Below are 12309 nucleotides of genomic sequence, written 5' to 3'. Positions count from 1 at the left end.
TTTACCGAAAACTCCTGGGCTGAACCCATGCGATTAAAAGAACTTAAGCAATGGCACCAATTAAAAGGCTTATTGTTTAACAATAAAAACCGAGCGATTCTTCGCATTATAATGAAACGCGCGCTTCGCCTGGCTGCTGCCGGTGGTTTGCTGTTGATTATTATTAATGTCTGGAATATTGCCAGTGTCCAGTCGCAACAGCAACTGTTCTCGCAAACACAATCCGTTACCCAGTTAATGATGGACCAAGCTGAACACGAAGCTCACTACTGGCTTGAACATCAAAATACCGAGCGTTTAACCGCGCTAACCGAACATATAGCCGGACAACCTGAAATACTGGCAGCAAGCATTCGCAACCGCTTTGGCGAACTACTGGTACATAGTGGTGTCAGTGCCTCCATTATTGACTGGCCAGCCAGCGAATCTACCTCAGAGCCCTGGGTGCTGGTAGAGGAAATTAGCCTTGAAAATGACGTCAGCGGATACCTGCAAGTGGTTTTTGATAAGAAACTTTTGCTCAAACAAAGCCAGAAAGCTCACAATGGCCTTATGCAACAAGGCAAACTACTCTTGTTGCTGGCAATGTTAGCAGGGGTATTTATCATGCTGGGCTTTAACCGGATACGTGACCGTTACTGGCAGGTGGAGCGTCATTAAAGAGTTCACAGCTGTTTTTCCAAAGAACTTCGCTGAGTGAGTCTTTACTCATTTCTCTTAAATCAGCTAAAGCCTCCAGAACCTTTGCTACCCTTGCTGGTTCATTGCGCTCTCCCTGGTGTCCACAAATAGGCATATCCGGAGAGTCTGTCTCAAGCACCAGAGCCGATAAAGGCACTTTGGCTATAGCCTGACGCGTTTTTTGAGCACGGGGGTAAGTAATTACTCCTCCAACACCCAGTTTATAGCCGCAATCAACAAACTTCATAGCCTGCTCGTAGCTTCCGCTGAACGCGTGTATAACGCCAGATTCCGGACCATATTGCTTAACTAATGGGTGTGTTGTTTCCAGAGTTTTACGATGATGAATAATGGCGGGTAAACGAAACTGCTTAGCTAACTTAAGTTGCTCAATAAAGAGCTCGCGCTGTAAGTCTGCATTATCGCAGGTTGCATCCAGACCAATTTCACCGACTGCCCGCAAGCGTTTATGCTGGTTGCTTAGCGCCTGCTCAAGTTCGCTTAGCTGATGTCGGTTATGTTGTTTTATAAACCAGGGGTGCAACCCCAGAGCAAAGCGCCAGCTCGGGAATTGTTCGACGTGTTGTTGTAACCGGGGCCACTGCTCAGCACTGACGCCCGGCACCATAAAACGCTCTACTCCAGCTTCAGAAGCATTTTTGACCACTGGCCCTCGGTCATTATTAAACACCTTAAAGTCAATATGGCAATGAGTGTCGTAGAGCTTATTCATAACCCCTAATGTTCGCGCGTATGAGTAAACTCAATATCGGGATAGCGTTCTTCCGCTAAGCTCAGGTTCACCATAGTAGGCGCAATATAAGTCAGATTATCACCACCATCTAATGCCAGGTTAGACTCAGCTTTTCGGCGAAACTCATCCAGTTTCTTCTCATCTTTACTGCTTACCCAGCGCGCTGTCGAAACGTTAATATTTTCGTACATCGCGTCTACTTTATATTCCGTTCTCAACCGGTGAACCACAACATCAAACTGCAGCACACCCACTGCGCCGACAATCAAATCGTTGCTAATAAACGGACGGAAAACCTGTACAGCGCCTTCTTCTGACAACTGTACCAAGCCTTTCAGAAGCTGCTTCTGTTTGAGCGGATCTTTTAAACGGATACGACGGAAAAGCTCAGGAGCAAAGTTAGGAATACCGCTGAACTTAAAGTCTTCGCCAGCGGTGAAAGTATCGCCTATTTGAATGGTGCCATGGTTATGCAGGCCAATGATATCACCGGGGTAAGCTTCTTCGACATGAGACCGGTCGCCTGCCAGGAACGTTAAGGCGTCACTAATACGCACATCTTTACCGGTACGCACCTGACGCATTTTCATGCCTTTTTCATATTTACCGGAAACAATTCGCAAGAAAGCAACACGGTCACGGTGACGCGGATCCATATTGGCCTGAATTTTAAAGATAAAGCCGGAAAAATCGCCATTCTTAGCGCTAATACTCTTATTTTGATTGGTTTCACGGGGTTGCGGTTGCGGTGCCCACTCAACCAAACCATCCAGCATATGATCAACCCCAAAGTTACCCAGTGCGGTACCAAAGAATACCGGGGTCAGTTCGCCGGCCAGAAACAGTTCTTTATCATATGGATTGGATGCACCGTTTACCAACTCAATTTGTTCGCGTAATTCATCGGCCCAGACACCGAGCCGTTCATCCAGTTCGGGGTTATCAAGCCCTTTGATAATATTTTCTTCCTGAATGCGATGCCCCTGACCGGTTTTATATAAAATGGCCTCGTCTTTAAGAAGGTGATATACGCCTTTAAAATTCTTACCAGAACCAATTGGCCAGGTAATAGGGGCGCACATAATTTTCAGAACATCCTCAACTTCATCCAGTAACTCAAGAGGGTCTCGAATGTCGCGGTCAAGTTTGTTCATAAATGTGATGATGGGTGTGTCGCGCAGTCGGGTGACTTCCATTAACTTAATGGTACGATCCTCGACACCTTTGGCTCCGTCAATAACCATCAGGCAAGAATCAACTGCCGTCAGCGTACGATAGGTATCTTCCGAGAAATCTTCGTGTCCCGGTGTATCCAATAAGTTTACCAGCGCATCGTTATAGGGAAACTGCATAACAGAAGTGGTGACTGAAATGCCCCTTTCCTGCTCCATCTGCATCCAGTCAGATTTTGCATGTTGACCCGACTTTTTTCCTTTTACCGTACCGGCTTTCTGAATTTGATTACCGTGCAACAAAACTTTTTCGGTAATCGTTGTTTTACCGGCATCCGGGTGAGAAATAATGGCAAAAGTACGACGTTTCGCGACTTCGTTCTGCAAGCTCGATTCAGACATCAATTAAGACTCTTAATAGTTAAATTTCACTATGCCCCTTATTTTCGCTGATTTAATGCCGATACACAAACAAAGGAGTGCGATAAAAAGAGACGAATATGTTATTAAGGTCTAAAAGAGATGCTCAGTAAACTGTATTAAACGATTCAAGTAACAACAACTTGCAGAGTAATTCGCCAATGAAACTAACGATTAAAGCCAAAGTATTCTCCCTTGCACTGATTCCGCCGGTGCTTATTGCCGTATTCTTAACCTGGTATAATTTATCCCAGTCTACTGTCGTCGGCCAAAATGCTGTTAAAGAATTCAAAGCACAAATGCAAAAGGACAGCAGAGAAGAATTACACAACTATATGGAATTAGCTTTTACTGCCATTGAACACCTGGTAAAAGATACCTCATTGGGTTCGTTAGAAGAACGGCAGAAACGGGCAAAAAACATACTCCGGCAATTACGCTTCGATGATTCTGATGATGTGGGTTACCTCTTTGTCTATGATCGTCAGGGCGTCAGTATCGCTCATGGTGTGAATCAAAGCCTTGAGGGAAAAAACCTATTCAACTTTCAGGATCCCAATGGGGTTTTCCTTATACAGGAGCTTATTGACGCCGCAGAAAGTGGCGGAGGCTTTGTCGAATATGACTGGCAAAATAACCGGCAACAGGTTAGCCCAAAACTCGGTTACGCCCAGTTACTGGATGAGTGGAACTGGGTTATTGGCACCGGTTTTTGGACGGCAGGGCTGGAACAGGAAGCAGCCAGAATAGAAGGAAATGTCGATGAAGCACTTTCAAAAGCTGTCATTGAAACCATTATTGCATCAGTTATCGCATTACTTATTATCGCCACTCTGGCTCTGTTTGTTGTTAAAGGAATCACGCAGCCACTGCGTAATGCGCTGAACGCAATGGACAGAATTGCAAAAGGAGATGGTGACCTTACTCAACGTTTGGACACAGACAGTAACGACGAAATGTCTGATCTTGGCCAAGCCTTTAATGATTTTGCTGATCAAGTATCGAATATGGTCAGCAATATTCGGCATTCAGCCACATCGGTCAGTGAATCCACACAGCAATTAGATAAAGTACTTGAGGATGCACGTCAGGGCGTTAATGAGCAGCAGGCCGAAAGTGAGCAAGTTGCCACCGCTATCAATGAACTGGCAACCGCATCGCATGAGGTTGCCCGAAGTGCCAGCGAAGCCTCAACCGCGGCGGAGCAAGCGGAAGCATTGGTCCATTCGAGTAACCACTTACTCACTAAGGCGGTCAATGTCATTCATGGCTTAGCAGAAAAAGTTGAAAACGGGACTACCGAAGTTGAAAAACTTAATAAGCATTCAACCGAAATAGGTTCAGTGCTTGATGTCATTCGCAGTATCGCCGAACAAACCAACCTGCTGGCTCTCAATGCAGCTATAGAGTCAGCCCGGGCGGGAGAAGCCGGTCGGGGATTCGCTGTAGTCGCGGATGAAGTCAGGACTCTGGCTAAGAGAACTCAAGACAGTACGCACGAAATTGAATCGATGATTGAGCAGTTGCAACAGGGAAGCCATCAGGTTTCCAGCGTCATGTCATCGATAAAAGAAGGCAGCGAAACCAGCGTTGCAGAAGCCGCTGAAGTTGAAAGCGCTCTTGCTCAGGTGCTTGAGTCAGTTAACACTATCAACACGCAAAATGCTCAAATTGCGACAGCAGCGGAAGAACAAACGTCCGTTTCAGAAACCATCAATCAAAACATGACTAAGATTGTCGACATTGCGAACCAGACAGCCACTGGAACACAGCAGGCCGGAGAGCACATGACAGAGCTGACCAATACTGCTGAGCAATTAGAGCATAATGTGAAGCGCTACCGCGTTAACGGAGTTTAATCGGTTCCCCTTCTGTCAATGGTATAATTACTCGGTTAACTTTTTTTGACTGCTCCAGCGCATAACCAAAGCGTCTTCACGGCCTTTGCCGGATGGATAATAATTTATTCTCCGACCTACCGTATCAAATCCATTACTTTCATATAAGCCAATAGCGCCCGCGTTAGACGCACGAACTTCAAGAAAAACAATACAATGACTTTTTTCAGCGTATTCCAGTAAGTCTTCTAGCAGTTTGCGACCAAAACCCTGACCTTGATAGTCAGGATCGACCGCAATATTATGCAAAGTCAATTCACCGGCGACTAGCTGGCTAATGGTAAAACCAATAATCCGGAGGCCGCTGACCAGCCTCCGACAACGATATTGCTGACCATAACTTTGGCTGAATACCGGCCATGACCAGGGGCTTAGGTGTGCTTTTTTCTCAACCGAAAACTCAAGCTCACCGGGTCGAAAATTCTCGATGTTAAAGCTCTGCATTTTGTAGCTTTTGCCAAAGTGCCTTTTTCTGTTCAACTGAAACTGGCTCATCCAGCCAGTCGTTATAATCAACACTTAGAATAGGAGTTTGAAGTGGCGCTTTTACCGCAACCGGTCGCTGTTCAAAATAAAGGCAAAGATCATTAACCCAAGCAGGTAAGGAAACCGGGAGTTCCCTTGCTCCATGCATATACAGCTGACCCAGACGATAATAAAAGACAGGTGGTTTTGCCGTTTTCTTTTGCCATACGGGAATGCCCATAACTTGCAATGCGGCACGTTGTTGACGGGTCCATTCTGGGAGCATAACGATTACCGTTGATAGACAGATAAGTTCAGTTTACTCAAGCTTGGGAAGGATAGCCAGTGAGAAACTGGCAGGGGCGGAGGGATTCGAACCCCCAACCATCGGTTTTGGAGACCGCTGTTCTACCAATTGGAACTACGCCCCTAACGCTTGAGCGAAGAATTATACCGACACCGAGAGTTCAGACAAGCGATATCTTCGGGTTAGCTTACCGTTTGCAGATAAATTAGACAATTATCACTAAACTTCAGTATCAAAAAGCTCTTCGTGAACTATCTGTAATATTTCTTCGACCTTAAACTCGTCGATCTGAAAATGCTCCAGCAGCCCATCCTGCACTTGCTGCCACTCTTCTTCCCCGGCCAGACTGCGTGTTCTCATATCGACCGCATAACGGGCTATTTTCAGTATGCCTAATAAATCCAATGTTAAACTGTCCAGCTCACTGGAATAGGCAAAAATTGAACTGTCTTCAAATAAATAATAAATGACTTCGACAACAATTTTAGGCAATTTCCATTGCTGAGCAAGTAACGCACCTATGGTCGTATGGGTGGTATTAAATAATTCTTGTTCTTTCGTCTGTATTGTCGGCCACGGTGTGCTTGCTGACGCATTTAACAAATCTGCGTAATCATCAAATTCAGCCAGCATTACCGGAATACCGGAACTCTGAAACAAACCCAGCATGTAGGCATGATCTCTAAGTTCAGGACGACCAATAGACTCCGCAACCAGTACACAGGCGCTAGCCACCCACTCGTTATAGCGCCAAAACTCATTAAGGTCATAGTCAGAGGACAACGCTGATTTCAGTGCAACGGCCCGAACGATTGGAAATACTCGACGGAATCCTAATGTCATTACCGCTTGCTGAATTGAGTCGACTTCCTTTGCCCGGCGATAAGCGGCAGAATTTACAACCTGTAAAACCGCTGCTGCTATACCCATATCAGCAGAAATTGACTCGGCTATAACACTCACATCAGGCTCGTCTTTTTTGGCTTCACTACTGACAGTTAACAGAGTTTGAGGGCGCGGCGGAATACTGACTCTTTGTAACAACTGCTTTTCTGCTGTCGTAATTTCTATCGCCATGATATCTCCAACAAGTTGAGCCTAATAATTTACATAAAATCTTAAAGCATGCGATTATGTTGACACCTTTTGTCTGGTATAGCACTTCAATGCCTTATTTTCGACGTATTCTTTTTTGCTGTACTTTAATTTTCAGCGCCCTGGCTCAAGCTTCAGTTGAAGTTGAGGTGTCAGGTGTTGACGGGAACGAGTACGCCAATGTTATGGCGCTATTGCAAATAGCGCGTCTTGACGAAAATAAAAGCTATGCCGCTTATCGAGTCAGGTATCTGCACCGGCAGGCGCCTGAAAATATCAAAAAAGCACTTCGTCCCTATGGATATTATCAGGTTGACGTTAATGCTCAACTAGAAACTGTCGACTATGGTTGGTCTGCCTCTTATCAAGTGACATTAAATGCTCCTGTAAAAATTTCAGCGAACAGCTGGAAAATACAGGGTGACGCAGCTGATGATAAAGCTTTCAATACGGTCATGGAAAACATCGGGCTCAAACAAGAGCAACGCTTCATTCACAGTACGTACGAACAAGCTAAGTCACGTTTATTATCCTTAGCAAGCCAGCGCGGTTATCACGACGCTCGGCTTCTAAAACATGACGTTGAAATTGACATAGATAAAAATACTGCAGAAATTGAAGTTCTGTTTGACTCCGGACAACGCTATCAATATGGCAAGACCACCTTTAAACAAGACATACTCGATGACAAATTACTGCAACGATATGTTCCTTTCCAACCGGGGGAAGGTTACAACACTCAGGAACTCAGCCAATTACAAGTGGCCTTAGGTGATAGCGGGTATTTTTCTCACGTTCAGGTTACTCCAAAATGGAGTAATGCGGACGATAATAGGGTGCCTGTTGCTGTCAGTTCGGAACCTAACTTTAGAAACCAATACCAGTATGGTGTCGGTTACGGTACAGACACAGGCGCTCGGGTTAGTGCCAGTCTTAACCGTCGATGGGTTAATACGATGGGTCATCAATTACGTGGAATAATGCAATTATCTCAAGTCGAAAGCCGCGTAGGAGCAAATTACACCATTCCCGGCCAAAAACCGCAGTCCGACTATTATCAGATACGCGCAGAAGCGTCTGATAAAGACAACGAAGGGCAAGTTAACCGACTTTATCGCTTAGGCGTATCTAATGTCATTGCGATGAATGAGTGGCGTCGTGAGTATGGGTTAAGCTGGCAACGCGATAATTTCGAGATTGGCGAAAGCTCAGGAACCAGCCAATTTTTTATACCCCAGGCTAACTGGAACTATATGACAGCAGATGGTCGCTTGAATATAGACAAAGGATTCCGTTTCGATGTGCGCTTAAAAGCGGCAAGTGAAGCGCTTTTGTCCGATGCAGATATGGCAAGCCTTGAACTCGGCTTTAAAGCGATTGTCCCTGTAACGGACAGAATACGTTTTCTTGCCCGGACCGAAGCCGCCGCGACCTATATTGAAGACTTTGATCTGTTGCCACCTTCGCTGCGCTTCTTTGCCGGCGGAGATAATAGTGTCCGCGGCTATGCTTACGAGCAATTGGGACCCGAGGATGACACCGGAACGGTTATCGGTGGTCGCTACCTGGCCGTTGCAAGTGCAGAAATTGATTATCGCTTTAAGGAAAACTGGCGCATCGCGCTTTTCACCGATATAGGTAACTCCATGATTGAGCCGAATGAGAAGCTGAAACAAAGTATCGGCTTTGGCGTTCGTTGGATTTCGCCTATTGGCTCCGTTCGCCTTGATCTGGCTCAGGCAATTGACGAACCCGGCACGCCCTGGCGGCTGCACTTTACGCTGGGGCCAGACTTATGAGGTTGTATCGTTGGCTGGCAAGCATTGTACTTCTGCTTATTTTACTGATTCCCCTAGCAGCAGTCAGTCTGGTTGCTACTGAAACCGGCAGTCGATGGCTACTGTCACAAGCGCAACAATATCTACCTGCCTCTATTCAGTACAACGAATTTAGCGGGACTTTGCTCGATGAGTTTGAGTTTGATGGTTTTAGCTTTAACAGTGAAACTTTTAGCTACACGCCGGATCAGCTACAAATAAAATGGCAGCCCTTCGCTTTATTATCCGGCGTTGTGCGGATTGACAAAATTGAAAGCATTGGTGGCGAAGTTCGGGTCAGAGCACAACAGAATAAAAGCCAGACTGCTAATGCCGAAACATCTATTGAAAATATAAAAATAGAACTACCGCTAAACCTGAATATACGCAGTTTTACTATTCAGAAGAGTCAATTTTTTATTCTTGAAACGCCGGCACAACAACTTGATATTCATGCGGCAGCCAGAATTAATACTGACGGCCTGTTAAGTATTAAAGAATTAGGTATAGAGCATCAATACCTGAGCACTTCGATCTCAGGTACCACTCAATTGTCTTATCCCTTTTTAAGTAACATTAAAAACAATACGCACTTACATTCCCCTGACTTCCCATCACTTAAAGTAAAGAGTCAGATAGCGGGTGACACACGCTCTTTAACAGTCAGTAGTGAGTTTTCAGAAGGTCTCGAAGGTCAGATTAACGCAAAAGTTGAGCAGCTGCTTAATAAGCTCAAGTGGCAATTTAACAGTAATTGGGCAAATAATAATTTAAAACCCTGGTTAGCCAGTATGAATGCGGGTGACCTTGATCTTAATTTCAGCGGAGCAATAAAAGGTAACGGAACTTTAGAGCAGGCAATTTTAGCACCTGAGGTTTCCATTACAGCCAATCAGCAAAGTGCGGACATAGACGGCAACCTTCATTACCAAAATAGTACCGTACTGTTTGATTCAGTAAATGTTCGTCCTAAAAATGTTATTCAAGGGCAGTTTTCGCTGACAGGAAGCATTTCGGCGCTTAATACTAAGCCAATGATTAATGCGTTGATAAACTGGGATGAGCTTACCTACCAGCCAAATGACATTGTCAGTCGCAACGGTAATTTGAAGGTACAAGGTGCCCCAGATGACCTGACAATAAATTTGAGTAATGCGCTATCGGGTTTTTTAGAACAAAATTTGATGCTTACTACAGAAGCTAAACTTAAACCCGAAAGCCTTAGACTCGTCGATATACAGTTATCGCAGAACAACGAAAAAGTCGTCGGCAAAGCCAATATCGATTGGAGTGACGGTGTATCCTTAAGCGCTAATCTCTCCGGGAATTATCAAAAGAGTCCGGTTGAAGCAAAGTTTGAATTGCGGATGTTGAGCCCCTACTTATTCGTTGATCAGTTCGAAGCCAATTGGGGAGAACAGTCCGTTAAAGCTGAGGGAGCACTCAGTCCGGGCAGGAAGTTAAACTGGGAGGTACGTTCGCAAAAGCTTGATGCGCTCTCTGATATTAGAGGCCAGACCTTAGTACAAGGTAGCATTAATGGCTTATTTAATCAGACAGAGTTTGAGTTAGGTGTCGATAAACTGATGCTTAAGCATCCTGACTATAATGCTATTCACCTGGACGAGCCTGTTATAGCCAGCTTTGATTATCAGCGTCTCACATTCGATGCTTCCCCGATTTGTTTGATTTATAGCGGAATTGATAATCCTCTGTGTGTGCAAGTGGAGCAAAATAAAAACTTACTCGATTTTGAGGCTTATGCTAGTGAGGTGCCGTTAAATTTACTACAAGCATTTGCTTTACCTAACGCTCATTACAAGATCAATGGCTCTGTCTCTGCCGACATTAAGGGGTCTTTCAATTATCAAAGTATGAAACTCGCCCATCTTAAAGGTGTGATCAACGCCGATAACAGTCAGGTTCAAGCCGCAGAAGACACTATTACTTTAAATAAGCTCAATTTGACCGCTAAAAACAGTAATGACGAAGGAATCGATGTTGCATTAACCGCTAAAGCCGAAGAGTTCAACTTTAATCTAAAAGGACAGCTCGCCATTGCCACAGTAGCGGTAGATAGCTCAATATCAGGTAAACTATCATTAAATTCTAAAGGCTTAGAATTAATTAGTTTATTTACACCACAACTTGATATTGGCGATGGCGATACAAGCGCTCTAATTGATATAGCCGGTAACTTAAACGATCCGACCGCTTCAGGAAATATTAATTTATCCGCCGACAGGCTTGTAATACTAGCCAGCGGCACTTTAATCACTAAGTTACAAGCCGAATTAACAGCAGACGCTAACGTGGGTCAATTTACAATTAATGCAAGCGGGAACGTTGGTCGGGGGAATGTCCTCATAAAAGGCAAACTCAATGCCTTCAAGCGAACAGGTCTACTGACTATCGAAGGCGAAGAGTTATTAATTTTAGATACTCCGGATCTTTTATTAGTTGCATCGCCCGATGTAAGCCTGGAGCTGGATAACGATCTCGTCACCATAACTGGCAACCTCAAAATGCCCAAAGCAAAAATAACTCCTGTTGAATTGGATCAGGCGGTCACCGAGTCGGCTGACGTAACTTTAAAAAATGAACCTAAGGAAGAACCTCTGTTTTCCACTAAAACCGATGTAACCGTCAGTTTGGGGAAAGACGTTAGAGTCGAAGCTTTAGGCTTTGCCGGTAATCTTCAGGGTAAACTACAAATCACGCAACAACCTAATTCAGTCACCCGCGGAAACGGCACAATAGGTGTTGTTACCGGTGATTATGAAATTTATGGTCAAAAATTAGCGATAGAACGAGGCGACTTACTTTTCAATGGAGGGCCTTTAAACACGCCTTCATTAAACCTTCGGGTAACCCGTAAGATAGAGAAAAATGGCATTAACCAGCGCACACCTAAAAATATCGGAGCTCGGGTTACAGGAACAATCGATCAACCAGAATTAACTCTTTTTTCAACACCTCTGCTTCCCGATAGCACAATTCTTTCCTATCTGCTCTTTGGCAAACCGCCGGGGAGCCAGGGCGACGTTAATAACCTCGAACTTCAGGCAGCTTTGCTAGTGGGGGGACGAAGCACCAAGTTCCTTACTGAAGGAATAAAAGATACTTTCGATTTGGATGAAGTGTCCTTAGATTCTGAAACTAGCGATGTTAACGATACATCCCTATACATTGGTAAATATCTGTCACCTCAGCTGTATATTAAATACGGAATCGGTTTATTAGAACCAACCTCCACTTTTATTCTGCGCTATACCCTGTCTGACAGGCTCCTTTTTGAATCTACTTCAACTACCGAAGGTCAAGGTGGGGATCTGATCTATACCATTGAAAACTAGTTTCTGATACCTAACTGATGCTCCCTATCAAGATACATATCTATAGTAGTGTAATTTTCCTATCAGATTAGACAGCTTAATAATAGTAGTGCAAGTGTTAACCAGAGGAATTGGACTTTGGTCGTAGCCTGATGGTCACATAAGGTGGGGTGCCGGAGGAAGATACGATGTCCGGCAATGAGAAGTGTCAGAGTCGCGTTATTTCCGCGCACGCATAAAAAAAGCCCCCAGCGTCAGCTGAGGGCTTCTTAGAATTAAAGTCTGGCGGTGACCTACTCTCGCATGGGGAGACCCCACACTACCATCGGCGCTGGTGTGTTTCACTGCTGAGTTCGGAATGGATT

At 44.8% G+C, this 12309-nt stretch carries 9 protein-coding genes, 1 tRNA gene and 1 rRNA gene; 4 read left to right on the top strand and 7 right to left on the bottom strand.

Features of this window, described 5'->3' with window-relative positions:
• Positions 1 to 27: 27 nt before the first annotated feature.
• Positions 28 to 660: a YtjB family periplasmic protein gene (locus L8G48_RS12535; RefSeq protein WP_248264957.1), complete on the top strand. Its 633-nt coding sequence runs from the start codon at positions 28 to 30 to the stop codon at positions 658 to 660.
• Here the strand turns inward: L8G48_RS12535 and L8G48_RS12530 are convergent.
• Both L8G48_RS12530 and prfC read right to left on the bottom strand, forming a co-directional pair.
• Entirely contained in the window at positions 617 to 1414 is a 798-nt protein-coding gene (locus L8G48_RS12530) for a TatD family hydrolase (RefSeq protein ID WP_248264956.1), read from the bottom strand. The genes L8G48_RS12535 and L8G48_RS12530 overlap by 44 nt on opposite strands.
• A gap of 5 nt (positions 1415 to 1419) precedes the next feature.
• Positions 1420 to 3009 (bottom strand): peptide chain release factor 3, encoded by a 1590-nt coding sequence (gene prfC, locus L8G48_RS12525; protein WP_248264955.1) that lies wholly within the window; start codon positions 3007 to 3009, stop codon positions 1420 to 1422.
• A gap of 179 nt (positions 3010 to 3188) precedes the next feature.
• On the opposite strand from prfC, the gene L8G48_RS12520 reads away from it, so the two are divergent.
• Positions 3189 to 4886, top strand: coding sequence for a methyl-accepting chemotaxis protein (locus L8G48_RS12520; RefSeq protein WP_248264954.1), 1698 nt, complete (start codon positions 3189 to 3191; stop codon positions 4884 to 4886).
• Between the two features lie 27 nt (positions 4887 to 4913).
• Here L8G48_RS12520 and rimI read toward each other — a convergent pair whose 3' ends face one another.
• From rimI to L8G48_RS12500, 4 genes are all read right to left on the bottom strand, one after another.
• Positions 4914 to 5369 (bottom strand): ribosomal protein S18-alanine N-acetyltransferase, encoded by a 456-nt coding sequence (gene rimI, locus L8G48_RS12515; RefSeq protein ID WP_248264953.1) that lies wholly within the window; start codon positions 5367 to 5369, stop codon positions 4914 to 4916.
• Positions 5356 to 5676, bottom strand: a complete 321-nt coding sequence (locus tag L8G48_RS12510; protein WP_248264952.1) for a hypothetical protein — start codon at positions 5674 to 5676, stop codon at positions 5356 to 5358. The genes rimI and L8G48_RS12510 overlap by 14 nt, the downstream gene beginning before the upstream one ends.
• A 68-nt stretch (positions 5677 to 5744) precedes the next feature.
• Positions 5745 to 5821 (bottom strand) — tRNA-Trp (locus L8G48_RS12505).
• 95 nt (positions 5822 to 5916) lie between these two features.
• Positions 5917 to 6774: an HDOD domain-containing protein gene (locus tag L8G48_RS12500; protein ID WP_248264951.1), complete on the bottom strand. Its 858-nt coding sequence runs from the start codon at positions 6772 to 6774 to the stop codon at positions 5917 to 5919.
• 56 nt (positions 6775 to 6830) lie between these two features.
• Between L8G48_RS12500 and L8G48_RS12495 the strand changes: the two genes are divergently transcribed.
• Together L8G48_RS12495 and L8G48_RS12490 are read left to right on the top strand one after the other, a co-directional pair.
• Positions 6831 to 8591: an autotransporter assembly complex protein TamA gene (locus L8G48_RS12495; RefSeq protein ID WP_248264950.1), complete on the top strand. Its 1761-nt coding sequence runs from the start codon at positions 6831 to 6833 to the stop codon at positions 8589 to 8591.
• The gene (locus L8G48_RS12490) at positions 8588 to 11965 is read left to right on the top strand and encodes a translocation/assembly module TamB domain-containing protein (RefSeq protein ID WP_505465442.1); all 3378 of its coding nucleotides are present in this window, start codon (positions 8588 to 8590) and stop codon (positions 11963 to 11965) included. Before L8G48_RS12495 ends, L8G48_RS12490 begins: the two co-directional genes overlap by 4 nt.
• Before the next feature lie 259 nt (positions 11966 to 12224).
• Here the strand turns inward: L8G48_RS12490 and rrf are convergent.
• A 5S ribosomal RNA gene (gene rrf / locus L8G48_RS13645) occupies positions 12225 to 12309 on the bottom strand; the annotation flags it as partial.

Origin of the sequence: Idiomarina aminovorans, assembly GCF_023155095.1 — a bacterium.
Lineage (GTDB): Bacteria > Pseudomonadota > Gammaproteobacteria > Enterobacterales > Alteromonadaceae > Idiomarina > Idiomarina aminovorans.
The sequence above is the reverse complement of the archived record's forward strand: the minus strand, read 5'-3'. Positions and strand labels throughout refer to the sequence as shown.